Source organism: Azohydromonas caseinilytica (genome assembly GCF_012927045.1).
GTDB lineage: Bacteria > Pseudomonadota > Gammaproteobacteria > Burkholderiales > Burkholderiaceae_C > Azohydromonas > Azohydromonas caseinilytica.
On the sequence record NZ_JABBFW010000007.1, the window covers coordinates 160,143 to 182,397 of the forward strand.

Here is a 22,255-nt window from a genome sequence, read left to right on the forward strand (position 1 = left end):
TGCGTGACGAAGGCCGCGACTCTAGGGACGGAATCGTGCGGCCATAAGATGACGCGAAGCGGGCCGCGATAACCGGCCGATATCAGGGAAAACAATGAAGTTGCAGTCACTGCGCGCGCTGGTGGCGGCCGTGGAAACCGGCAGCCTGCGCAACGCGGCGCGCCAGCTGGGCGTGTCCCAGCCGGCGCTGACCAAGGCGATCCGCGAGCTGGAGCAGGAGCTGGGGGCGCCGCTGCTGATGCGCTCCAACACCGGGGTGTCCACCACCGCGCAGGGGCGCGTGCTGGCGGACCGGGCCAGGACGGTGGAGCGCGAGCTCGCGGCGGCGGTGGACCAGATCCGGCAGCTCAGCGGCGAGATGGTCGGCAGCCTGCATGTCGCGGCCGTGCCGCTGGCGCTGACGCTGCTGGTGCCCGAGGCGCTGCGCACCTTCAGCGCCGCCTACCCCGGCATCCGGCTGCGCATCGACGAGGAGCTGTACATGGCGCAGCTCACCCGCTTGCGCGCCGGCGAGGTGGAGGTGGCGGTCGGCCCGGTGCCCTCGGGGCTGCCCGCGGGCGAGCTGGTCATCGAGCCGCTGATGCCGATCCAGATGGTGGTGGTGGCGCAGAAGTCCTCACTGCATGCCCGGGCGAAGTCGCTGGCCGAGTTGGCGGAGGCGCGCTGGGTGTTCACGGGCACCTCGGCCGACGCGGGCTATGCCCGGCACCTGTTTACCGAGCATGGCCTGCCCGTGCCCAAGGCCAGCGCGGTGGTGAACTCCACGCTGGGCCTGCTGGCGCTGATCTGCGGCGGGGATTTTGTGGGCCTGATGCCGCGGCAGATCGCCATGCACCCGATGGCTGGGGCCTACATGAAGATCGTGCCGGTCCAGGAAGGCGCGTTGCAGGCCCACATGGCGGCCATGACGCGCCCGGAAAGCGCGCTGGTGCCGGCGGTGCGCCAGTTCATCGCCCACCTGGGGCGGGCGGCGCATCACTTCGGGCACCTGGAGACGCCGGCGTGGTGAGCGTCACAGCCCGCCTGCCAGGTGACTCACCGTCAGCGAGCGCAGCAGCGGCAGCTTGCCGGTGAAGAAATGGTCCGCGCCCGGGACCACCAGAACGGGCTTGACCTGGGGACGGGCCCAGTCCAGCACGTTGGCCAGGGGCACGGTCTCGTCCAGCTCGCCATGAATGACGAGCGCCTCGTCCACGGCGGCCGGCGTCTCGAAGCGGCGCCCGCTGCGGACCTCGCCGGCCGGCATGCCGGCCAGCACCACCCGCGCCGCCGGCCGGCCCGCGTCCGCCAGCCGCCGCGCCACGCGCGCCTGCACGAAGGCACCGAAGGAGAAGCCCACCAGCGCCAGCGGCAGGCCTTCGTGCTCGGCGCGCAGCCGCCCGGCCAGCGCCAGCAGGTCCTCGGCTTCGCCGAAGCCATGGTCATGCGCGCCCTGGCTGGCGCCCACGCCGCGGAAGTTCGGCCGCAGGCTCAACCAGCCGTCGTCGCGCAGCGCACGCCCCAGCAGCTGCGGGATCTTGTGCTGCGCGCTGCCGCCCAGCAGGGGCTGCGGATGCGCGACGATGGCCACACCGCGCGGAGCGTCCGGCGGAGGGTCCACGAAGACCTCCATGGCTCCCGTGGGGGCATCGATCAACACGGCGCCGCGGACATCGGCTGCGTGTCCGAACAGGCGGGTGGCTGCGTGCACCGGTCAGATCCTTCTACTGCTTTGCGGTTCGTGCGCCAGCCTACAGCGCCATGGCCCCGGGCACGGACTACGCCACGGCGTCCGCGTTCTCGGCCCGGCCTTTGCGGCCTGCACAGGGGACGCCTTCACCCTGGCCCCACAGGCACTCACCGCGCCACGATCAGGCGCGTGCCCAGCCCGATGAAGATCATGCCGGCGAGGCGATCGAGCCACAGCGCGGAGCGCGGCCGGCGGTTGAGCCATTGCCCGATGCCTCCGGCAAAGAACCCGAGCAGGCCGAACAGCAGGGCGGCCTGGGCCGTGAAGATGACGCCCAGGGCGGCGAGCTGCGTCCCGACCGGGCCCTGCGCCGGCACCACGAACTGCGGCAGGAAGGACAGGAAGAACAGCACCACCTTCGGATTGATCGCGTTGGCAACCACTCCCTTGAAGAACAGCGCCCGCAAGCTCGAATCCGCGGACTGCGCATGGCCGATGCGGGTCGAGCCCCGGCTGCGCAGCGCCTGGGCGCCCAGCCACACCAGGTAGAGGCCACCGGCCCACTTCAGCAGCGTGAAGGCCAGCGGCGAGGCCGCCACGATCGCGCTCACGCCAATGGCGGCCAGCAGCGTATGGCTCAGGCAACCCAGGGCGCAGCCGAGCCCGAAGGCGATGCCCTGCCGGCGTCCCTTGGAGATGCCCACACTGAGCACCATCAGGTTGTCCGGACCGGGGGAGGCCGTGATGAGCACGGCGGCGAGCAGGAAGGCGAGAGCCTGGGACAGCGTGAGCATGCCCGATGATAGGTGCCGGGGTGCACCGCCACGCCCGGCCCCCCGTCAGGGCAGCACCACCGCCATGTACGGCACCCGTCCCACCGGCACGCTCTTGAGCGCCTTGCCGCTGGCGGTTTCGACGATGGTCACGTCGTCGCTCATCCCGTTGCTCACCACCAGGCGGCTCTCGTCCGGGCTCAGCGCCACGTGCCAGGCGCGCTTGCCCACCAGCACGGTCTTGGTCAGCTTGCGGCTGGCCACGTCGATGTAGCCCACGTGGTTGGCGCGACCCATGGACACGAACGCCGTCTTGCCGTCGCGCGTCATGGCCAGGCCCACGGGCGTGATGTCCTCGGCGCGCGCGCCCTTGAGTTCCAGCTTGATGGTGTCGGCGACCGCGAGGTCCTTGACCGAGATGACGCTGATGCTCGCGCCCAGCTCGTTGCTCACCCACAGCTGCGCGCCGTCGGGCGTGAACACCATGCGGCGCGGGCGCTTGCCGGCGGCGATGTTCTTGCGCAGCTTGCCGGTGGCGGCATCCACGACGTGGACCATGTTCGCCACCTCGGAGGTCACGAACACCAGCTTGCCGTCAGGCGAGGTCTTCACGCCCTCGGGCTCCTTGCCCACCGGCACCGAGGCCAGCGTCTTGCCGCTGGCGGCGTCGATGGTGACCAGCGCGCCCTCGTCCTCGGCCGAGACGTACAGCGCCTTGCCGTCGCTGGAGAAGTCGAAGGCCTCGGGCTCGTCGCCCAGCGACACGCGCCCCACCGACTTGCGGCTCGCCACGTCGATGATGTCGGCCTGGCCGGACTCGGTGCAGGCCACGAACAGCCGCTTGCCGTCGGGCGCGAGCTGCATGTGGCGCGGGCGCTTGCAGGTGGGGACCACGCCGGCCACGGCCTGCGTCTTCAGGTCCACCAGCGTCAGGGCATGGTCCTTCTCGCTCGACACCCAGGCGGTCTGCGCCGCGGCGGCGCCGCAGGCCAGGGCCAGCGCGGCGGCAATGAGGGTGGGTTTCATGGCTTGCGGTCTCCTGGTTCGTTTTCGTGCAAGTGTTCCCAACGCCGTCAGAAGCGGTAGCGCGCGCCGATGAAGACGCTGCGCGGCGCGCCGGGCGCGACGAACACCGCGTCGCGCTCCTCGCCGCTGTAGTTGCCGGCGGCATCGAACACCGTGCTCGCCAGCGCCGCGAAGTTCTCGTAGCGGCGGTCGAACACGTTGTTGACCTTGGCAAACAGCTCCCAGCCCTGCTGCTGCGGCAGCGCCTGGGGGCGCCAGCTCGCGCGCAGGTTCAGCACGGCATGGCCGGGCAGGCTCAGGTCCGCGCGCTCGTCCTCGCCGTCCTCGATGCGCCCGTCCTCGTTGCCCGCGGTGACGCGGCGCGACACGGCCTGCAGGTCGCCGCCCAGGCTCCAGCCTGGCGAGAAGCGCCAGTCGGCGCTGAGCTTCAGGCTGTGCCGGGGCAGCCCTGCGATGCGCGTGCCGGGCGTCACCTCGATGTTGCGCTCGCCCTGGCGCAGCAGCCCGGTGGCCTCGTAGGTGGCCTGCAGGAAGCTGTAGCCCACGGTCCACGACACGGCGCCCATGCGCCCCTGGAGGTCCAGGTCCACGCCCTGGTTGCGCGTGCGCGGGAAGTTCTGGAAGTAGCCCTGCTGGCTGGTGGCGCTGACGCTGCGGAACAGGATGTCGTCCCGGTTCACGGTGCGATAGGCCGCCACGCCCAGCTGCAGCGAGCGGGACAGCGGCCAGCGCACGCCGACTTCGGCCGTGCGCGAGATCACCTGCTTCAGGTACGGGTCGGCCTGCAGCCCGGCGGGCAGCCGGCAGGGCTCCTGCGGGTCGGCGCAGCCCAGCTCGATGACGGTGGGCACGCGGTTGTTGCGCGCCAGGTTGGCGAACAGCGTGGGGCCGGCTTCGAGCCGGTGCGCGATGCCCAGCGCGGGGTTGAGGCTGTTGTAGCGGAACTTCTCGTTGGGCCGCTCGCGCACCTCGCCGGTGTCGTCGTCCACGCTGGTGAGCTGGTTGCTCACGCGGGCGTGGTTGTAGCGCAGCGTGCCCGTCACATGCGTGCGCGGTGCCACGCGCCAGGTGTCGGTGCCGTAGAGGCCGAAGGCGATGGAGCGGCCCGTCACGCGCGCGCCCAGCTCCGCTTCCTCGTCGCCGGGCGTCACGCCGCGGTCGGCGGTGAACAGCGCTTCCTGCTCCGTCTCGCGGAAGCGCGTGCGGCTGGCATCCACCGTGGCGCCGACTTGCCACTGGTGCGCGCCGCGCGTGCCGGAGAGGTTCAGTGCCGCGCCCACGCCGCGCTGGCGCGTCTGCGTGGTGTTGAAGGAGGCGTTGGCCTCGTCCTCGGGCTCGTCCGCCTGGTCGCCGTTGACGGTGTCGCGGCGTGAGTGCCGCACGTAGGCCAGCGCCGCCAGCTCGGTCCGGTCGTCGATCTGGTGCCGCACGTTCAGGCCGAGCTGCGCCAGCCGGTTGGTGCTGCGGTCCGGGTGGGTGTAGACGGCTTCGCGACGGCCGGCGTAGAGGTCGGGCACGCGGGAGACGCCGCCATCGCCCTCCTCCAGCGTGTAAGCCGGCACCAGGCCGTTGCCCACCAGGCGGCTGCGGCCGAGCTGCAGCGACAGGTCCCACTCGGTGGGGCCGGCGCCGTGGCCCACCTTGGCCAGCAGGTTGCCCAGGCGGCCCTCGGAGTGATCGCGCCAGCCGTTCTCATCGAACAGCGTGCCGGCCACGAAGCTGTGCCAGCCGTCCTCGCTGCTGGTGCCGTGGCTCAGGTCCAGGCGCTTGCGATTGAAACTGCCCGCCGATACTTCCGCGCGCCAGCCCGGCGCGGTGCGGCCGGTGTGCGTGGTCAGCGACAGCGCGCCGCCCAGGCTGTTGAGGCCGAAGGCCGGGTTGGCGCCGGGCACCAGCGTCACGCTGTTGAGCGCGAACTCGGGCACCAGGTCCCAGTTCACGACGTCGCCGAAGGGCTCGTTGATGCGCACGCCGTCCAGGTAAACCGACAGGCCCTGCGCCGCGCCCAGCAGCGGCGAGGCGCGGAAGCCCCGGTAGGTGAGATCGCCCTGGAAGGGGCTGCCCTGCACGTCGTTGACCTGCACGCCGGGCAGGTGCCGGTTCATGAAGTCGAGCAGGTTGTCGGCCTGGGCCTCGTCCAGCCGCTCGCGGCGCACGCTCTGGGTGGCGTAGGGCAGCAGGTTGCGGTCCACGCCCTGCCCCGGCAGCGGCGAGGTCCCGATGACCTCCACGGTGGCCGCGGGCGCTTCCAAGGCCTGGGCGCGAACGCCCGGCGCGGCGGCCGCGAGGGCCAGCGCCGGCAGCACGGCGCGTTGAAACAGGCGGGCCAGCGGCGATAGTCGCGGCTGGCGAAGGTGCACTCGCCTTCCCACTTCGGTTGTCTCCCGGTGTTGTCAGAAGTTATGTCCTCACTCTATGCACGCCCCGCCGCGTCCCCGGCGGGAGAAATTCCCGACCTGCGTTCCGAGCGCCTTCCCATGGAGCTGCCCCGGCTGGTGATGCGCCGCGCGCTGGCCGTGGCCCTGGGCGCGCTGCTGCTGTCGCTGGTGCTGGGGCTGCTGCGCGCGCGCGAGGACACGCGGCGCGAGATGGCGAGCTCCCTGGCGCTGGCGCGCGCCGGCGCGGTGCTGTCGGGCATCGGCAGCCAGGACGACGCCGCGGCGCTGGCCGCGCTGCGCTCGCTGCACGGGCTGCGCCACCTGTCGCTGGCGCTGCGCGACGCCGAGGGTCGGCCGCTGCCGGGGCTGCCCGCGGCAGCGGCGGCCGAAGCCGCGGGCGCGGCCTCGCCGGTGGCGCGGCTGCTGGGGCTGGACGGGCCCGAGCCGGCGGTGAGCTGGCGCGTGCCGCGGCCTGACGGCACGGCCTGGACCGTGACGCTCACCGCCTCGCCCGACAGCGAGCTGCAGGAGGCGCTGGGCAACATCGCGGGCAGCTTCGGGCTGCTGGCGCTGTGCAGCCTGCTGATGCTGGCGGTGATGCAGTGGAACGTGCGGCGCGCCTTCGGGCCGCTGCAGTCGCTGCTGGGCGCCATCGCCCGCGTGGAGCGCCAGGACGCGGGTGCGCTGCGCGCGCTGGGCGCCATGCCCATCCGCGAGCTGGAGGCCATCGCGCGGGCGCTCAAGCGCCTGGTGGCGGCGCAGGAGAAGGCCGAAGCCGCGCGCCGCGTGCTGGCGCTGCGGCTGCTGAGCCTGCGCGAGGATGAGCGCCAGCGCCTGGCGCGCGACCTGCACGACGAGTTCGGCCAGCGCCTCACCGCCCTGCGCGTGGACGCGGCCTGGCTGACGCGGCGGCTGCAAGGCCAGCCCGAGCTGCAGCCGGTGGCCGCCGGCATGGGCGAGCAGGTGGCGCGCGTGCAGCAGGACGTGCGCGGGCTGCTGGCCCGCCTGCGCCCCTTCGACACCTCCGGCGGCGCCACGCCGACACTGGGACGGCTGCGCGCGATGCTGGAGGAGCTGATGGCCGGCTGGCGAAGCGCCGCGCACGGCCATGGCCTGGGCTTCGAGCTGGAGGTCGCCGGCGACGATGCCCTGGCGCTGCCGCAGGAGCTGCTGCTGGGGCTCTACCGCATCAGCCAGGAGGCGCTGACCAACGTGGCACGCCATGCCGGCGCGACGCGGGCGCGGCTGGCGCTGCGGGTGGCCGGCGACGGGGACGGTGGCGGGTTGCGGGTGGACTGGTCGGTGCAGGACGACGGGCGCGGACTGGACGGCCTGGAGGCGGCGCTGCAGCGCGGCAGCGGCCTGGCCGGCATCAAGGAACGGGTGTGGGCGCTGGGCGGTGATTTCGACTGGCACGGTGGCGGCACCGAGGCTGGCGGCTTGAGCTTGCGGGCGAGCTTTGCCCTGGAGAGGGGTGAACAGGAGGACGCGCGATGAGCGGGAGTGCCTTGCGCATCGGCCTGGTGGACGACCACGCCGTGGTGCGGGCCGGCTACCGCCGGCTGCTGGAACTGGAGGGCATGGCCGTGGCGGCCGAATTCGCGGACGCGGACAGCGCCTACGCCGCGCTGTCGGTGGGAGACGCATGCCCGGTGGACCTGCTGATCCTGGACCTGTCGCTGCCCGGGCGCAGCGGGCTGGAGCTGCTGCGGCGGCTCTCGGTGCGGCGGCCGGATTTGAAGGTGCTGGTGTTCACCATGCACGACAGCGCCGCGGTGGTGGTGCAGTGCCTGCGCGCCGGCGCGGCGGGCTTCGTGACCAAGAACAGCGCGCCGGAGGAACTGATCGAGGCCGTGCACCGCGCCTGGCGCGGCGAGCGGCCCTTGTCCGCGGACGTGGCCCAGGCCGCCGCGCAGGCCGCGGAGCCGGCGCCGCATCTGCAGCTCTCGACCCGGGAATTCGACGTGCTGCAGGCGCTGCTGCGCGGCGCGGGGGTGGAGGAGATTTCCCGGCAATTGCGGCTCAGCCCTAAAACCGTGGCCAATTACCAGACGCTGGTGCGACAGAAACTCGGGGTCGGCAACGCGGTGGAATTGCTGCGCTATGGGCGCGAGCACGGGCTGGCGGATTGAGCCGGCCCCGCCTCAATTCGGGCAAACCACCTCGCCCGTGGCCTGCCGCTTGAAGCACAGGCCGCTGGGTTTTTCCGGTTGGGCTTTGGCCTTGAAATTCGGCTCCAGGGCCTCGGCCTTTTCCCGGTCCAGGCGCTGCTGCCGCTCCAGGGCCGCGTCGTGCTCCCTGCTCTTCTGTCCGCAGCTCGCCAGCGTGTCGGGCGTCGCCTGCTTGGGGCAGGTGCGGCTGGCATTTTCGAGATCCCGCAGCATGCCCGGATAGGCATGGGCCTGGGCGGCCGCAATGGCGAGCAGGCAGGCCAGGAGTTTGACCGAGCGCATGGCTTATTTCTGGTTGTTGAGGTTCCCGTTGATTTCGGCATGGCGGTGGCCGACTGAAGCCGGCGGGGCCGGTGGCCGTCGGCGCTGTGCCAGGTCGGGTGAGGCGGCCTGCCAGGCCGCGATCAATGTCTCGAAAACCTCGGGATTGCCGGGATATTGAGGCAACTGGTCATCCAGTTGCACCCAGGCCTGCTTGCTGCCCGTCCAAATATGGCCGGCCAATTGCAGCCCTTGGGTGTCGTCCAGCGTGCCGGGCTTGAGGCTGATGATTTCATTCTGGCCCAGCCCCTGGTGAAACAGCCGCGTGCCGCAATCGGGGCAGAAGCGGCAGGCCATCTTCTTGCCGGAGGGCAAATCCCGCACCCATTCCTTCATGGCGCCTTTTTCCAGCACCACCTCCGCATTCTTCACCCACAACGACAGGCCGAAGGCGCTGGAGGATTGGCGCTGGCATTCGGTGCAGTGACAGGCGAATAAAGTCAAGGGCGTGCCGGTGACGCGGTAGCGGACGGCGCCGCATTGGCATTGGCCAGTGAGGGAATGAGTCATGATTCAATTGGTGAATCAGAGGTTTTGAATATGAGGTCTGGCTTGCTTCTGAATGGAGCGCTGAAAATCGCCAATTTCAAGATCGTTTCCTAAGCCGTCGAGCATGGTGAATGTGGTGCTGCGTCCATGCAGGCCACACAGCAGGTACCTGTCTGAGGTAGTGCTTTGCTCGAAAGACTTGATGGCAAACCTGGCGCGCTCGATGCATGCGTCTACCAAAGGCCGCGAACTTCTGTAGAAAATCATGCAGCGCAAATCGGCGCGGGCCAGGAGTAGCTTTGAAAAGTCGTAAACAATTTCTTCTTCTCTGGGACTCCATTCACATTCGAGGACAAGAAGAGCTCGGCGCAATGGTGAGTGGGTGTAAAAGTATCCATTTCGTTCGTTGAAGGCTCCGGAAGTTTTCAAAAGGCAGATGTCATAAAGGAATTCGTAATTCCGCGGTTCCGATGCCGTGAACCTGACATCGCATTGGAGTTTTTCCGCCAGATGCCTGAACTGAGGAAAGACGCGCGCAGAAAAGCGCCCGCTGCTGTGCATCTCTTCGTCACTCCAAGTATCGAGATCGAAGAATGCCCGCTGTACCGCCTCGATGACCCCTTCGATGATTTGCGCGGTGCCTGCCGTATGGTTATTGCTGATTTCATGATTCATGAGCCGACTCTAATTTGAAGAGTTATTGACATGTGGATTTTTAATATGACGGAGTTTTTGGTGTGAATTGCTCCTCGCGTGTTGTGTGCCTGTAACGCCGGCGTCGGCGTGTCATGGTCTTGCAAGTTGCATATGTCAAGTCATATGGGCAGAGCCCAACTGCCTTGTCGTATTCAATGGCGGGCGGATTCACGTGTTCAGCGGTGCATGGGCGATGCCGCCGCCGCGCCAGCCGCTACCGTTCAGCGAGGGCCGTCCGCGGCCCTTGCCCTTCCGCCCTGCCCCGCCTGGCGGCGCAGGCCTTCTTCTCTACCCCGCAGTGAGCCCGTCATGAACCACCCGTCCGCCTGCTCCCCCGTGGACCTCGACGCCCTGCGCCCCTGGATCGGCCGCGAGGCGCTGGACGAGGACTTGCTGTCCGTGCGCCACGCCCGCCTCATGGCGGCGACGCTGGGCCTGCCGCAGGACGCTTTCAACATCGGCACGCCGCTGCCGCCGCTGTGGCACTGGCTCTACTTCCTGGAGGGGCTGCCGCCGGCCGAGCTGGGGCGCGACGGGCACCCGGCGCGCGGTGGCTTCCTGCCGCCGGTGCCGTTGCCCAACCGCATGTGGGCCGGTGGCGAGCTGGAATTCCACGCGCCGCTGCCGCTGGGCGCCACGGTGCGCAAGCGCTCGCGCGTGCGCTCCATCGAGCACAAGCGCGGACGCAGCGGCGAGCTGGTGTTCGTCGCCGTGCGGCACGAGCTGTTCCACGGCAACACCCTGGCGCTGAGCGAGACGCACGACATCGTCTACAAGCACCCCACCCCGCCCGGCGCCCGGCCCGCCGCGGTGCCGGCCCCGTTGGCGGCGCGCTACAGCGAGCCGGTGGAGGTGACGTCCACGCTGCTGTTCCGCTACTCGGCGCTCACCTTCAACGGCCACCGCATCCACTACGACGCCGACTACTGCCGCGCGGTGGAGGGCTACGCCGACCTGGTGGTGCACGGCCCGCTGCAGGCCACGCTGCTGGCCGGCTTGGCCAAGCGGCTGGGCCCGGGGCCGCTGCGGCGCTTGCGCTACCGCGGCCTGCAGCCGGCGCTGCTGGGCATGCCGCTCACGCTGCAGGCCGCCCCGCAGGGCGACGGGCTCACGCTCTGGACCGCGCTGCCCGACGGCAGCGTGGCCATGCAGGCCGAGGCGGCTTTTTGACTCGCGACCGCAGCAAGGCTTCCCAATAAACGTACCATATACGTTTCGTATATCGGGAGGACCCATGGGTCTTGTGAAGATCTCCGAGCCCATGCACGAGAACGTGCGCGTGGCCAGCGGGGCGCTGAACCGCTCCATCAACGCGCAGGCCGAGCACTGGATGCGCATCGGCATGCTGTGCGAGCTGCATCCGGAGCTGCGCTACGGCGACCTGTGCCGGCTGCTGATCGAGGACGAGATCCGGGCCGAGGCGCAGGTCGCGGCATTGGAAAGGCAGGCCCGCGCATGAAGTCCGCCCGCATTTCCATCCACTCGGCCGAAGGCATCGAGATGGCGCGCCGCGCCGGCCGCCTGGCCGCCGACGTGCTGCGCATGATCGGCGCCCATGTCCGGCCCGGCGTGAGCACCGACGAGCTCGACCGCATCTGCCGCGAGTACATCGTCGATGTCCTGGGCGCGGTGCCGGCCAACATCGGCTACCACGGCTACCCCAAGACCTTGTGCACCTCGGTCAACCACGTGGTGTGCCACGGCATCCCCTCGCCCAAGCCGCTCAAGGCCGGCGACATCGTCAACATCGACGTGGCCGTGATCAAGGACGGCTGGTACGGCGACAGCAGCCGCATGTACTTCGTGGGCCAGCCCGGCCCGCTGGCGCGGCGCCTGGTGCGCACCACCTACGAGGCGCTGCGCGCGGGCATCCTGCAGGTGCGCCCCGGCGCCACGCTGGGCGACATCGGCCACGCCATCCAGACGGTGGCGCACCGCGAGCACTTCAGCGTGGTGCGCGAGTACTGCGGGCATGGCATCGGGCAGGTCTACCACGACGAGCCGCAGGTGCTGCACTACGGCCGCCGCGGCGAGGGGCTGCGCCTGGAGCCGGGGATGATCTTCACCATCGAGCCCATGATCAACGCCGGCAAGCCCGCCATCCGGCAGCTGCCCGACGGCTGGACCGTGGTCACCAAGGATCACTCGCTCTCCGCCCAGTGGGAGCACATGGTGGCGGTGACCGAGACGGGCTTCGAGATCCTCACGCCCTGGCCGGACGGCTACGGTGACTATCCCGCCATCGAGCCCAAGGCGGTTGCGGGCGCAGCGGCTGCGGCGAGCGTGGCAACGGCCGGCTGAGCGCGCGCCGGCGTTGCGGGTGGCAGCGCCGAAGGTCCGCGCAGAGGCCGCCGCGGCGGCCTCGCTCAGCCACAACCCGAGCGGGTGAGTGCGGAGATGGATTTTTTCAGGCTGGCTTGAAGAGGGACCGGCAACGCAGGCGGCAGGCCTCGCGAGCCCGTTCGTGCTGCGCCTGACCCCAACTTGACGCCCATCCCCGCCCGCGGCCCCGATCCGGTATTTGTTCACGCCCGCCGCCCTGGCCTGGACCCCGGCGCCGCGCGTGCCTACAGAGTGCGCGCGCCGCGCCGAACTCCCTGGGATCACCGTCCTGCTTGAGCACCGATGAGCGTCTGTCGAGCCATTGAACGCGGTGCCCGTGTCTGCGCCCTACTGGTCGGCGTGTGCGGTGCGCTGGCGCTGGCTCTGCTGCTGTCGGGCCACGAGCGCGCGCTGGCGCTGGGCCTGCCGGGCTCGCCGCTGATGAAGCTCGGCTCGGCGCTGGGCTTCACCTTCGCCGGGCTGGCCGTGGCCGGCATGGGGCTGCGCTCGCGCGCCCGGCGGCTGGCGCGCGCCGCGGCCGCCGCGCTGGCATTGCTGGCGCTGCTGAGCCTGGCCATCGGGCTGGGCTGGCCCGGGCAGTCGCTGGCCGCCAGGGCCGCCCCCGCCTCGCTGGCGCTCACCTTCGTGCTGGTGTCCGTGGCGGCGCTGCGCTTCGACCCCGCGGCCGGCCGGGGCCTGCGCAGCGCGGTGGTGGCCTGCGTGACGGCATCGGCCCTGTCCGCCGGCGTGCTGGCGTTCTACGCCGCGTGGTGGTGGCACGCGGGCGAGCGGCTGCTGCTGGTGACGCTGGCGCCGCAATCGGCCGTGCTGCAGGCGCTGCTGGCGCTGGCGGTGAGCGCGCTGTGCCTGGCCGCCACGCCGCCGGGCTTCTTCAGGCGCCACGCGGCGCTGCTGTCCGTGGCCGGCACCATGACCGCCGCGCTGGTGGGCGCCTGGGGCCTGGTCATGGCCACCACCAGCGCCAGCATGTCGCGCGAGGTGGCCCAGCGCACGCAGAGCGTGGTCCAGACCCTGGTGGAGCACCTGCACCGCTCGCTGGACCCCGCCGACCTGATCCTGCGCCAGGTGGCGCTGCGCATCCGCGACGTGGGCGTCGAGCGCTTCGCCCGGTCGCGCCTGGAATGGGCCGAGCTGGCCGCCACCGCGGCGGCGCTGGAGCAGGTGGACGCCATCCTCGTGCTCGACCGCGAGGGCCGGGTGGCCAGCTTCTCCGGCCGCTTCCCGGCGGTGCTGCCGGGCAACTACGCGTACCGCGACTACTTCCTGGCGCACCGGCGCGGCGAGACGGTGTACCTGGGCCCGCTGATCCGCACCGCCATGGGCGGGCCCGCCTTCACCTACAGCCGGCGCATCGAGGACCGGGACGGTGCCTTCGCCGGCGTGGTCGTCGCCACGCTGGCCCCGGCCTACTTCCGCGCCTTCTACCGCGCGCTGGACCTCGGCCCCGACGGCGCCGTGGGCCTGTTCCGCACCGACCAGCGCACGCTGGTACGCGAGCCCATGCCGGAGCCGCTGGAGATGGTGGACATGAGCCGCTACGCGCTGTTCAGCAAGCATGTGCCGGCCCGCGACAACGGCACCTTCGTCGGCCTCTCGCCCTTCGACCAGGGCGAGCGCTTCATCGCCTACCGGGTGTCGGGCTCGCTGCCGGTGGTCGTGACCGCCTCGGTGGGCGCGGCGCCGCTGGCCGCGGAGTTCGCCGGGGAGTTCTTCGCCTCGGCCATGCTGCTGACGCTGGCGGTGGTGGTGCTGGCCAACGGCACGGCGCAGCAGCTGCGCGCCGTGGCCCGCGACCACGCGCAGCAGCGCGCGCTGCAGGAGCGCGAGCAGCACATCCGCGAGATCGCCGCCACCGTGCCGGGCATGCTCTACCAGTGGTACGCGCGCCGCGACGGCGGCAGCGGCTTCTACTACCTCAGCCCCCGCGTGCAGGAACTGTTCGGGCAGGGGCCGCAGGCCTACGAGCGCGACTGGACCGCCATGGTCGATGCGCGGGACCGGCCGGAGGTGCGGGAGTCCGTCGCGCGCGCGGTGGCCGCGCAGGCGCCCTGGCAGCACGAGTACCGCATCGCCCATGCCAGCGGCCAGGTGCGCTGGGTGCGCGCCATGTCGCGGCCCGTGCGCTGCACGGCCCGGGAGATCGTCTACACCGGCTTCGTCATCGACGTCACCGAGGAGCGGCGCGCGCAGGAGGCGCTGTCCGACAACGAGCGGCGCTACCAGACGCTCATCGAGGGCTCGCTGCAGGGCATCCTGGTGCAGAAGGTGCACGACGGGTTCAAGGCCCTGTTCGCCAACGAGGTCGCCGCGCGCATGTTCGGCTACGCCAACGCGGCGCAGCTGCTGGAGCAGCCCGACCTGCGCCACCTGCTGCCCGAGGGCGTGCAGGCCGAGCTGCGGCAGGGCTGGCAGCAGCTGTGCGAGGGCACGGTCGAGTCGGTGCACCAGCGCTTCGCCGCGCTGCGCCGCGACGGCACGCCGTTCTGGATGGAGATGCTGGGGCGGCGCATCGACTGGCGCGGCGACGCCGCGCTGCAGCTGACGATCATGGACGTGACCGAGCAGCAGCGCCTGGAGGCCGAGCTCAAGCGCCAGGCCAGCATCGACTCGCTGACCTCGCTGCTGACGCGGCGCCAGTTCAACCTGCAGGCCGAGCAGGAGCTGCGGCGCTGCCGCCGCTCGCTCCAGCCGCTGACGGCGCTGATGATCGACATCGACCACTTCAAGCGCGTCAACGACACCCATGGCCACCAGGGCGGCGACGCGGTGCTGGTGCGCGTGGCCGAGATCGTGCGCGGCGTGCTGCGCGGCAGCGACCTGGCGGCCCGCTTCGGCGGCGAGGAGTTCGTGGCGCTGCTGGTGGGCTCGGACGAGGCAGAGGCGGTGGGCGTGGCGCAGCGGCTGCGCGAGGCGCTGCACCGCGAGAGCGTGCCGCACAAGGGTCGCGAGATCCGCGTGACCGCCAGCTTCGGCATCAGCGCCTGGCAGCCGCATGAAGACAGCCTGGAGCCGGCGCTGGGACGCGCCGACGAGGCGCTGTATGCCGCCAAGGCCGCGGGGCGGGACCGGGTGTTGGTGTACGGGGCGGCGCAGGCCGGGGCGGCGACGGCGGCGTCGCCGCTGTAAGGGCTGGACGCGGCGCCTGCGTCTCGCCCGGGAGCCGTGCGGGGACGACCGCCGGCATCGCGATTGCTGCGCGGCACGGAAGCGTCCGAGGGGTTGCATCAGCCGTGCGCCGCACGGACGCGGCCAGCCCCACTGCGGGGCTGGCCCGGCACAGCACGCGAAGGAGAAGGCAATGACGGCATGGCGTCGCGGCACCGCACTCTTGGCCCTGGCATGGGTGGTCTGCCTGCCACTGCAGGCCCAGGACTGGCCGGCCAAGCCGGTCACCATCGTCGTGCCCTGGCCGCCGGGCGGTCCGTCCGACACCGTGGCCCGCCCGATGGCCAAGGGCCTGACCGAGGCGCTGGGCAAGTCCTTCGTCGTGGACAACCGCGGCGGCGCCGGCGGCAACATCGGCTCGGCCGCCGTCGCCAAGGCCGCGCCGGACGGCTCGATGCTGCTGATCACCTCCAGCGCGCCGATCGTGATCAACCCCCACATCTACAAGAAGATGCCCTACGAGGCGCAGAAGGACCTGGCGCCGGTGACGAACCTGCTGCGCGTGCCGCTGGTGCTGGCCGTGCACCCCTCGGTGCCGGCCAAGAACCTGAAGGAACTGATCGCGCACATCCAGTCGCAGAAGGGCAAGTTCCAGTACGCGTCGTCGGGCAACGGCACGCCGCAGCACATGACCGGCGAGCTGTTCAAGATGACCGCCAAGCTCGACATGGCGCATGTGCCCTACAAGGGCTCGGCCACCGCGATCAACGACGTGCTCGCCGGCCACGCGCCCATGATGTTCGACAGCACAGTGGCGATCCTGCCGCACATCAAGGCCGGCAAGCTCAAGGCCATCGCCGTCACCGGCGCGCAGCGCTCGCCGCAGCTGCCCGAGGTGCCCACCTTCGCCGAGGCGGGCCTGCCCGGCGTGGAGTCCTATGCCTGGTACGGCCTGTTCGCACCCGGCAAGACGCCCAAGGCGCTGGTGGCGCGCATCAACGCCGAGGCGCTCAAGGTCATGAAGGGCGACGAGTACCAGCGCGTGCTCAAGGAAACCGGCTCCGAGTTCGTCGGCGACACGCCGGAGAACTTCGCGGCCTTCGTGAAGACGGAAGCCGACAAGTGGGGCAAGGTGGCCAAGGCGACCGGGGCGACGGTGGACTGACTAGATCAGCCCCCGCAGCGTCTGCGCCGTCTCCAGCAGCGCCGGCAGCAGCCGGGCGTGGATCTGCTCGTCGCTCCAGAAGGCGGCCTGCAGCGTCAGGCCGATGGCAGCCTTGGTCTCGCCGCGGCGATCCTTGAGCGGCACGGCCACGCCCACCAGGCCGGGGTCGAGCGCGCCGCGCGAGATCCAGGCGTCCTGCCCGCGCGCGGCGCGCACCTGCGCCAGCCAGGCATTGGCCTCGGTCACGGTGCTGGCACTGAAGCCCGGGAAGGCGTAGTCCGCCACCCAGCCCTGCAGTGCCTCCTCGGGCAGCGCCGCCAGCAGCACCGCGCCCGGCGCCACCACGTGCGCCGGCACGCGCGCGCCGGCATGGAAGCCGATGGACACCACGCGCGGGCTGTTGCTGCGCGCCACGTACACCACCTCGTGGCCGTCGAGCACGCTCACGTTCACCGTCTCGCCGGTGGCCATGGACAGGCGCTGGATGAAGGGCTGCACCAGCCGCGGCAGCCGCGCCGCGTCCAGGTAGCTCTGCCCCAGCCGCAGCACGCGCGGCGCCAGCCAGAAGCGTTTCCCGTCGGTCTCCGCATAGCCGAAGTGGCACAGGCTCAGCAGGTAGCGGCGCGCTGCCGTGCGCGGGATGCCGGTGCGCGCCGACACCTCGGCCGCCGTCATGCGCGGGTGCGCGTCGTCGAAGCTCTCGATGACGGCCAGCCCGCGGCCCAGGCCGGCGATCAGGTCCGCCGGGTCGATGGGGAAGGCCGATGTCCCGATGTCGGCGGGCGCGGCAGGTGGGGAATGAGGCATAGGGATAACGAGAAGTCCGTCCGTTAATCGGACAATGGTGTCCGATTGCCGGACATTCTGTGAGTGTGGCATGCGCCGCAAGGCGGGTGCGCTGCCTACATTTGCGCCCCATCGCGCCGGGTGGCGCAGGCGGTACGGAGGTGGGGCGGTCATGAGGATTTCGGGCACGACGCGCGTGTTCATGGTGCTGGGCGACCCGGTGTCGCAGGTGCAGGCGCCGCAGCTGTTCAACCCGCTGTTCGAGCGCCACGGCATCGACGCCGTGCTGGTGCCGGCGCAGGTGGCGCGCGCCGAGCTGCCGGCCTTCTGCCGCGCGGTGCTGGCGGCGGGCAACATCGACGGGCTGTGGCTGACCATCCCGCACAAGCCGCTGGTGCTGCCGCTGCTGGAGCGCTGGGACCGCCACGCCGAGACGGCGCAGGCCGTCAACGCCGTGCGCCGCAACGCCGACGGCGGCCTGGAAGGCGCGCTCTTCGACGGCCGTGGCTTCTGCAAGGCGCTGCGCCACTTCGGCTTCGAGCCGCGCGGCCGGCGCGCGCTGCTGGTGGGCACCGGCGGCGCCGGGGCCGCCATCGCCACGGCGCTGCTCGACGAGGGCCTGGAGCTGCTGGCGCTCAACGACCTCGGCGACCGCGCGGCGCAGCTGACCCGGCTGCTCGCGGCGCAGGACGGCGGCACGCGGGTGGTGGCGGCGGACAACGACCCGGCCGGCTTCGACCTGGTCGTCAACGCCACGCCGCTGGGCCTGCGCGCCGACGATCCCCTGCCCTTCGACCCGGCGCGGCTGAAGGCCGACGCCACCGTGGTGGACATCCTGATGAAGCCGCAGGGCACGCCGCTGCTGCGCGCCTGCGCCGAGCGCGGCATCAAGGCCCACCCGGGCTTCGAGATGCTGGTGCAGCAGGTGCCCGACTACCTCGATTTCTTCGGCCTGAGCGACGCCGCCCATGCGGTGCGGGCCGACCTGTCCTCCGTGCGCGCCCTGGTAGGCGCGCTCTGATTCTTCACTGGAGAGCGAGATGGCCCATTCGGCATCCCATGACACCCAGCAGACCAAGAAAGCCACGGCCAGCGGCTGGATCGGCTCGACGCTGGAGTACTACGACTTTTTCATCTACGCCACCGCGGCGTCGCTGATCTTCCCGCAGCTCTTCTTCCCGAGCGCCGACCCCACCACGGCCATCATCGCCTCGCTGGCCACCTACGGCGTGGGCTACGTGGCGCGCCCCATCGGCGCCTTCGTGCTGGGCCACTGGGGCGACACGCTGGGCCGCAAGCGCGTGCTGGTGGCGTGCATGTTCCTGATGGGCTTCTCGACCATCGGCGTGGGCCTGCTGCCTACCTACGAGCAGGTCGGGCTGCTGGCGCCGGCGCTGCTGGTGGTGATGCGCCTGATCCAGGGCTTCGCCGTGGCCGGCGAGATCTCGGGCGCGAGCTCGATGATCCTGGAGCACGCGCCCTTCGGCCGCCGCGGCTTCTACGCCAGCTTCACGCTGCAGGGCGTGCAGGCCGGACAGATCCTGGCGGCGGCGGTGTTCCTGCCGCTGGCGCACTACATGCCCAAGGACGACTTCAACAGCTGGGGCTGGCGCATCCCGTTCCTGCTGAGCTTCATCGTCATCATCGTGGGCTACGTCATCCGCCGCGAGGTGGAGGAGACGCCCGCCTTCGCCGAGGAACTGCGCGAGGGCGAGGTACCCAAGGCGCCCTTCGTGCAGGCCATCACCGAGAGCTGGCGCGACATGCTGCGCGTGGTGTGCATGGCGCTGATGAACGTCATTCCCGTGGTGACCACCATCTTCGGCGCGGCCTACGCCGTGCAGCCGGGCTACGGCATCGGCTTCGAGAAGGATGTGTACCTGTGGATTCCGGTGCTGGGCAACATCGTGGCCGTGCTGGTGATCCCCTTCGTGGGCCGGCTCTCCGACCGCATCGGCCGCCGCCCGCCCATCATCGTGGGCGCGCTGGCCTCGGGGGCGCTGTCCTTCGTCTATCTGTATGCCATCAGCATCCACAACGTGCCGCTGGCCATCGCCATGTCGATCCTGATGTGGGGCATCGTCTACCAGGGCTACAACGCCGTGTTCCCCAGCTTCTATCCCGAGCTGTTCCCCACGCGCACCCGGGTCTCGGCCATGGCCATCTCGCAGAACCTGGGCACGCTGGTGACGGCGATGCTGCCGGCCGTGTTCACCGCCATGGCCCCGCCGGGAGCGGCCAACATCCCGACCACCGTGGGCGCCATCACCTTCGGCATCACCGTGCTGGCGGCGCTGGCGGCCTGGAGCGCCCGCGAGACGCACCGCGTCGCCATGCACGACCTGGGCAACCGCGACGCCGTGCCGATGGACCGGGCCGAGTACGAGCGGCTGCGCCTGCAGTCCGCCGCCATGCGCTGACGAACAATCGAACCCTTTCTTCCCCGTTCCATACAACACAAGGAGACCACCATGACCCCGCGACGCACCCTGCTGGCCGCCGCCCTGGCCACCGCCGCCCTGTCGAGCCTGCCGGCGCTGGCCGCCGACATCCAGGCCCGCACCATCAAGTTCACCGCGGCCAGCAACAAGGGCCATCCGCAGGTGATGGGCGTGGAGAAGTTCGCCGAGCTGGTGGCGCAGAAGAGCGGCGGCAAGTTGACGGTGAAACCTTTCCCCGGCGGCGCGCTGGGCCCGGACGCGCAGGTGGTGTCGGCGATGCAGGGCGGCACCGTCGAGATGAACGTCATGAACGCCAGCCTGCTCGCGGGCAACGTCAAGGAGATGGCGGTCTTCGACTACCCCTTCATGTTCAACAACACCCGCGAGGCCGACGCGGTGGCCGACGGCCCGGTGGGCCGCAGGCTGCTGGACAAGCTGCAGGAGCGCGGGCTGGTGGGCCTGGCCTACTGGGACCTGGGCTTCCGCCAGATGCACACCGTCAAGAAGCCCATCCGCACGGCCGACGACCTCAAGGGCATGAAGATGCGCGTGATCCCCACCGCGCAGTACGTGGACTTCATGAACGCCATCGGCGCCGTCGCCACGCCCATGCCCTACACCGAGACCTACACCGCGCTGGAGCAGGGGGCCATCGACGGCATGACCAATCCGCTGCTCAACATCGTCAACGAGAAGTTCTACGAGGTCACCAAGCACCTCACGCTAACGAACCACATGTACACGCCGCAGGCGGTGATCGTGAGCAAGAAGTTCTGGGACAAGCTCTCCGCCGACGAGAAGAAGATCCTGCAGGACGCCGCCACCGAGACCGCCCAATACCAGCGCAAGGTGGCGCGCGACGAGGCCGCCAAGGCCTTGGAGGACCTGAAGAAGCGCGGCATGCAGGTGCACGAGCTGCCGCCCGCGGAGGTGGCCAAGCTGCGCGAGCGCGCCAAGCCGGCCATCGACAAGCTCACGGCGCAGGTGGGCGAGCCGCTGGTGAAGGAGGTGCTGGCCGAGGTGCAGAAGGTGCGCACGGCGGCCAAGTGAGGCCGGCGCCGGGGGCAGAATCCCGCCCCTGACCTGTTCATCCTTCCCGGAAGTCCTCCCATGCTCGCAAGCCCCACCGACCGCGAAGCCATCGGCGCCGCTCCGAACCCGCTGGGGCTCGACGGCGTCGAGTTCATCGAGTTCGCCACCTCCCGGCCGCAGGCCTTCGGGCAGGTGCTGGAGATGATGGGCTTCCGGCCCGTGGCGCGGCACCGCTCGCGCGAGGTGCTGCTGTACCGCCAGGGCGGCATGAACCTGATCGTCAACGCCCATGGCAGCGCGGCGGCGCCGCTGGGCGAGACGCCGGTGATCTCCGCGGTGGCGCTGCGCGTGCGCGACGCCGCCGCCGCCTACCGCCGCGCGCTGGAGCGCGGCGCCTGGGGCGTGCCGCCGCGGGTGGAGGTGATGGAGCTGTACATCCCGGCCGTCCACGGCGTGGGCGCGAGCCGGCTGTACTTCGTGGACCGCTACAAGGAGTTCTCGATCTACGACGTGGACTTCACGCCCATCCCGGGCGCGGACCCGCAGCCGCCGGCGCTGGCCGGGCTGCACGGCTTCGGCATCGTCCAGTACATCGGCCTGGGCCGCACCGAGGACTGGACCGAGTTCTACGCCGAGCTGCTGGGCTTCAGCGCCCTGCCCGACGCGGAGCGCTTCGGCATCCTGCCCACCGGCCGCGTGCTGCGCAGCCCGGACGCGAGCTTCTACCTGCAGCTCATCGAGCCGCAGTTCGATGCGCTGGAGATCGACACCGAGGAGACGCTGCACCGCGTCGCCTTCGGCACGCCCGACGTGCTGGCCGCGGTGCGCGAGCTGCGCGCGCGCGGCGTGGAGTTCATCGAGAGCAGCGGCGTGCACACCGAGGCGCGCGGCGCGCTGACCCGGCCCGTGCTGGGCGGCCTCAGCTTCGAGCTGGTGCAGCACGAGTTGCCGCGATGAGCCCGGACATGGAGCGGGCCATGACCCCCATCGACGATTTCGGCCTGGACACGGCCTCACTCGCCGGGCCGCTGGAGGCGCGGCTGCGCGCCCTGCGCGAGGCGGGCTTCTCGCGCGTGGTGCTGCAGGCGCGCGACCTGATGAGCCATCCCGGCGGCTTCGAGGCCGCGGTGGCGGCGGTGAAGGCCAGCGGCCTGCAAGTGGCCGCGCTGCAGGCGCTGCGCGACTTCGAAGGCCTGCAGGGTCCGCGGCACGACTACAAGGTGGAAGTCGCCAAGGCCATGCTGGAGACCTGCCGCGCCGTGGGCAGCCCGCTGCTGGTGGCCACCTCCGCCTGCGCCGCGGCGCAGCCCGGCGGCGACCCCGAGGCGCTGGCGCGCGACCTGCGCAAGCTGGCGATGCTGGCGGTGCCGCCGGGCATCCGCATCGCCTACCAGGCGGTGGCGGCGGGGCGGCATGTCAACGACTTCAACATCGCCTGGGAGCTGGTCAGCCGCGCCGACTGCCCCAACCTCGGCCTAGCGCTGGACGCCTGCCATGCGCTGGGCGCCGGGACCTCGCTGGAGCTGCTGGAAGACATCGACCCGGAAAAGCTGTTCCTGGTGCGGCTGGCCGACGCGCTCAGCGACGCGCCCTGCGCGGACGGCGCGGCGGTGAACGTGTTCCCCGGTGAAGGCGTGCTGGCGGCGCCGCTGGCGGCGCTGACGCTGCGCCTGGACCGCATGGGCTACCGCGGCAGCTACGCCCTGAGCGTGTGCAACGACGAGAGCCAGCAGCTGCCCCCGGCCACGGTGGCGCGGCGCGCGCGCCGCGCCGCGGAATGGCTGTCCGAAGAAGTGCTGCGCCGCTCGGCGCCGCTGCCCAACCTGATGAAGCTGCGCGGGGCCGCGGGCGGGTAGCCCG

General features: G+C 71.0%; 21 protein-coding genes. 13 read left to right on the forward strand and 8 right to left on the reverse strand.

Going from position 1 to position 22,255, the window contains the following annotated elements; all coding sequences use genetic code 11:
- Nucleotides 1-94 precede the first annotated feature (94 nt).
- Nucleotides 95-1,009: a LysR family transcriptional regulator gene (locus HHL10_RS12400; RefSeq protein WP_169160674.1), complete on the forward strand. Its 915-nt coding sequence runs from the start codon at nt 95-97 to the stop codon at nt 1,007-1,009.
- A 3-nt stretch (nt 1,010-1,012) separates the two neighbouring features.
- Here HHL10_RS12400 and HHL10_RS12405 read toward each other — a convergent pair whose 3' ends face one another.
- From HHL10_RS12405 to HHL10_RS12420, 4 genes are all read right to left on the reverse strand, one after another.
- Nucleotides 1,013-1,612, reverse strand: coding sequence for an alpha/beta hydrolase (locus HHL10_RS12405; protein WP_169160821.1), 600 nt, complete (start codon nt 1,610-1,612; stop codon nt 1,013-1,015).
- Between the two features lie 224 nt (nt 1,613-1,836).
- On the reverse strand, nt 1,837-2,463 hold the full coding sequence (locus HHL10_RS12410) for a LysE family translocator (RefSeq protein ID WP_169160675.1): 627 nt from the start codon (nt 2,461-2,463) through the stop codon (nt 1,837-1,839).
- Between the two features lie 45 nt (nt 2,464-2,508).
- Complete coding sequence (locus HHL10_RS12415; protein WP_169160676.1) at nt 2,509-3,468, reverse strand: PQQ-dependent catabolism-associated beta-propeller protein; 960 nt, start codon at nt 3,466-3,468, stop codon at nt 2,509-2,511.
- A 47-nt stretch (nt 3,469-3,515) separates the two neighbouring features.
- Nucleotides 3,516-5,828, reverse strand: a complete 2,313-nt coding sequence (locus HHL10_RS12420; RefSeq protein WP_169160677.1) for a TonB-dependent receptor — start codon at nt 5,826-5,828, stop codon at nt 3,516-3,518.
- Nucleotides 5,829-5,945: 117 nt separating this feature from the next.
- On the opposite strand from HHL10_RS12420, the gene HHL10_RS12425 reads away from it, so the two are divergent.
- Nucleotides 5,946-7,343 carry a sensor histidine kinase gene (locus HHL10_RS12425; protein WP_169160678.1) on the forward strand — a complete coding sequence of 466 codons (1,398 nt, stop codon included), beginning with the start codon at nt 5,946-5,948 and terminating at the stop codon, nt 7,341-7,343.
- On the forward strand, nt 7,340-7,978 hold the full coding sequence (locus tag HHL10_RS12430; protein WP_169160679.1) for a response regulator: 639 nt from the start codon (nt 7,340-7,342) through the stop codon (nt 7,976-7,978). The genes HHL10_RS12425 and HHL10_RS12430 overlap by 4 nt, the downstream gene beginning before the upstream one ends.
- A gap of 12 nt (nt 7,979-7,990) precedes the next feature.
- Here the strand turns inward: HHL10_RS12430 and HHL10_RS12435 are convergent, their stop codons facing one another.
- Genes HHL10_RS12435 through HHL10_RS12445 form a run of 3 tightly spaced genes read right to left on the reverse strand, consistent with a single transcriptional unit; the run spans nt 7,991 to nt 9,502 of the window.
- Nucleotides 7,991-8,299, reverse strand: coding sequence for a hypothetical protein (locus tag HHL10_RS12435; protein WP_169160680.1), 309 nt, complete (start codon nt 8,297-8,299; stop codon nt 7,991-7,993).
- Between the two features lie 3 nt (nt 8,300-8,302).
- Nucleotides 8,303-8,848: a GFA family protein gene (locus HHL10_RS12440; RefSeq protein ID WP_169160681.1), complete on the reverse strand. Its 546-nt coding sequence runs from the start codon at nt 8,846-8,848 to the stop codon at nt 8,303-8,305.
- Nucleotides 8,849-8,863: 15 nt separating this feature from the next.
- Nucleotides 8,864-9,502, reverse strand: a complete 639-nt coding sequence (locus HHL10_RS12445; RefSeq protein WP_169160682.1) for a hypothetical protein — start codon at nt 9,500-9,502, stop codon at nt 8,864-8,866.
- Nucleotides 9,503-9,832: 330 nt separating this feature from the next.
- Between HHL10_RS12445 and HHL10_RS12450 the strand changes: the two genes are divergently transcribed.
- The 5 genes from HHL10_RS12450 (at nt 9,833) to HHL10_RS12470 (ending at nt 16,136) form a co-directional block, all read left to right on the forward strand.
- Complete coding sequence (locus tag HHL10_RS12450; RefSeq protein WP_169160683.1) at nt 9,833-10,693, forward strand: HTD2 family dehydratase; 861 nt, start codon at nt 9,833-9,835, stop codon at nt 10,691-10,693.
- A gap of 64 nt (nt 10,694-10,757) precedes the next feature.
- A complete protein-coding gene (locus HHL10_RS12455) occupies nt 10,758-10,982 on the forward strand; it encodes a ParD-like family protein (RefSeq protein WP_169160684.1) in 225 nt (74 codons plus the stop codon).
- On the forward strand, nt 10,979-11,824 hold the full coding sequence (gene map, locus HHL10_RS12460) for a type I methionyl aminopeptidase (RefSeq protein WP_169160685.1): 846 nt from the start codon (nt 10,979-10,981) through the stop codon (nt 11,822-11,824). Before HHL10_RS12455 ends, map begins: the two co-directional genes overlap by 4 nt.
- A 324-nt stretch (nt 11,825-12,148) precedes the next feature.
- On the forward strand, nt 12,149-14,992 hold the full coding sequence (locus HHL10_RS12465; RefSeq protein WP_169160686.1) for a diguanylate cyclase: 2,844 nt from the start codon (nt 12,149-12,151) through the stop codon (nt 14,990-14,992).
- A gap of 172 nt (nt 14,993-15,164) precedes the next feature.
- The gene (locus HHL10_RS12470) at nt 15,165-16,136 is read left to right on the forward strand and encodes a Bug family tripartite tricarboxylate transporter substrate binding protein (protein WP_169160687.1); all 972 of its coding nucleotides are present in this window, start codon (nt 15,165-15,167) and stop codon (nt 16,134-16,136) included.
- Here HHL10_RS12470 and HHL10_RS12475 read toward each other — a convergent pair whose 3' ends face one another.
- Nucleotides 16,137-16,943 (reverse strand): IclR family transcriptional regulator domain-containing protein, encoded by an 807-nt coding sequence (locus HHL10_RS12475; RefSeq protein ID WP_169160688.1) that lies wholly within the window; start codon nt 16,941-16,943, stop codon nt 16,137-16,139.
- A gap of 151 nt (nt 16,944-17,094) precedes the next feature.
- Between HHL10_RS12475 and HHL10_RS12480 the strand changes: the two genes are divergently transcribed.
- The 5 genes from HHL10_RS12480 to HHL10_RS12500 are packed head-to-tail and all read left to right on the forward strand — an operon-like array spanning nt 17,095 to nt 22,251.
- A complete protein-coding gene (locus HHL10_RS12480; RefSeq protein WP_169160689.1) occupies nt 17,095-17,943 on the forward strand; it encodes a shikimate dehydrogenase family protein in 849 nt (282 codons plus the stop codon).
- A gap of 19 nt (nt 17,944-17,962) precedes the next feature.
- Nucleotides 17,963-19,342 carry an MFS transporter gene (locus HHL10_RS12485; protein WP_169160690.1) on the forward strand — a complete coding sequence of 460 codons (1,380 nt, stop codon included), beginning with the start codon at nt 17,963-17,965 and terminating at the stop codon, nt 19,340-19,342.
- A 51-nt stretch (nt 19,343-19,393) separates the two neighbouring features.
- Nucleotides 19,394-20,413: a TRAP transporter substrate-binding protein gene (locus HHL10_RS12490; RefSeq protein ID WP_169160691.1), complete on the forward strand. Its 1,020-nt coding sequence runs from the start codon at nt 19,394-19,396 to the stop codon at nt 20,411-20,413.
- Nucleotides 20,414-20,473: 60 nt separating this feature from the next.
- A complete protein-coding gene (locus HHL10_RS12495) occupies nt 20,474-21,352 on the forward strand; it encodes a VOC family protein (protein WP_169160692.1) in 879 nt (292 codons plus the stop codon).
- 20 nt (nt 21,353-21,372) lie between these two features.
- Nucleotides 21,373-22,251, forward strand: a complete 879-nt coding sequence (locus HHL10_RS12500; protein ID WP_169160693.1) for a sugar phosphate isomerase/epimerase family protein — start codon at nt 21,373-21,375, stop codon at nt 22,249-22,251.
- Nucleotides 22,252-22,255 lie beyond the last annotated feature (4 nt).

Excerpts from the sequence above, each read along its gene's own strand:
- HHL10_RS12400 (WP_169160674.1), top strand. The coding sequence starts at position 95 with ATGAAGTTGCAGTCACTGCGCGCGCTGGTGGCGGCCGTGGAAACCGGC.
- HHL10_RS12405 (WP_169160821.1), bottom strand. The coding sequence starts at position 1,612 with ATGGAGGTCTTCGTGGACCCTCCGCCGGACGCTCCGCGCGGTGTGGCC.
- HHL10_RS12410 (WP_169160675.1), bottom strand. The coding sequence starts at position 2,463 with ATGCTCACGCTGTCCCAGGCTCTCGCCTTCCTGCTCGCCGCCGTGCTC.
- HHL10_RS12415 (WP_169160676.1), bottom strand. The coding sequence starts at position 3,468 with ATGAAACCCACCCTCATTGCCGCCGCGCTGGCCCTGGCCTGCGGCGCC.
- HHL10_RS12425 (WP_169160678.1), top strand. The coding sequence starts at position 5,946 with ATGGAGCTGCCCCGGCTGGTGATGCGCCGCGCGCTGGCCGTGGCCCTG.
- HHL10_RS12430 (WP_169160679.1), top strand. The coding sequence starts at position 7,340 with ATGAGCGGGAGTGCCTTGCGCATCGGCCTGGTGGACGACCACGCCGTG.
- HHL10_RS12435 (WP_169160680.1), bottom strand. The coding sequence starts at position 8,299 with ATGCGCTCGGTCAAACTCCTGGCCTGCCTGCTCGCCATTGCGGCCGCC.
- HHL10_RS12440 (WP_169160681.1), bottom strand. The coding sequence starts at position 8,848 with ATGACTCATTCCCTCACTGGCCAATGCCAATGCGGCGCCGTCCGCTAC.
- HHL10_RS12445 (WP_169160682.1), bottom strand. The coding sequence starts at position 9,502 with ATGAATCATGAAATCAGCAATAACCATACGGCAGGCACCGCGCAAATC.
- HHL10_RS12450 (WP_169160683.1), top strand. The coding sequence starts at position 9,833 with ATGAACCACCCGTCCGCCTGCTCCCCCGTGGACCTCGACGCCCTGCGC.
- HHL10_RS12455 (WP_169160684.1), top strand. The coding sequence starts at position 10,758 with ATGGGTCTTGTGAAGATCTCCGAGCCCATGCACGAGAACGTGCGCGTG.
- map (WP_169160685.1), top strand. The coding sequence starts at position 10,979 with ATGAAGTCCGCCCGCATTTCCATCCACTCGGCCGAAGGCATCGAGATG.
- HHL10_RS12465 (WP_169160686.1), top strand. The coding sequence starts at position 12,149 with ATGAGCGTCTGTCGAGCCATTGAACGCGGTGCCCGTGTCTGCGCCCTA.
- HHL10_RS12470 (WP_169160687.1), top strand. The coding sequence starts at position 15,165 with ATGACGGCATGGCGTCGCGGCACCGCACTCTTGGCCCTGGCATGGGTG.
- HHL10_RS12475 (WP_169160688.1), bottom strand. The coding sequence starts at position 16,943 with ATGCCTCATTCCCCACCTGCCGCGCCCGCCGACATCGGGACATCGGCC.
- HHL10_RS12480 (WP_169160689.1), top strand. The coding sequence starts at position 17,095 with ATGAGGATTTCGGGCACGACGCGCGTGTTCATGGTGCTGGGCGACCCG.
- HHL10_RS12485 (WP_169160690.1), top strand. The coding sequence starts at position 17,963 with ATGGCCCATTCGGCATCCCATGACACCCAGCAGACCAAGAAAGCCACG.
- HHL10_RS12490 (WP_169160691.1), top strand. The coding sequence starts at position 19,394 with ATGACCCCGCGACGCACCCTGCTGGCCGCCGCCCTGGCCACCGCCGCC.
- HHL10_RS12495 (WP_169160692.1), top strand. The coding sequence starts at position 20,474 with ATGCTCGCAAGCCCCACCGACCGCGAAGCCATCGGCGCCGCTCCGAAC.
- HHL10_RS12500 (WP_169160693.1), top strand. The coding sequence starts at position 21,373 with ATGACCCCCATCGACGATTTCGGCCTGGACACGGCCTCACTCGCCGGG.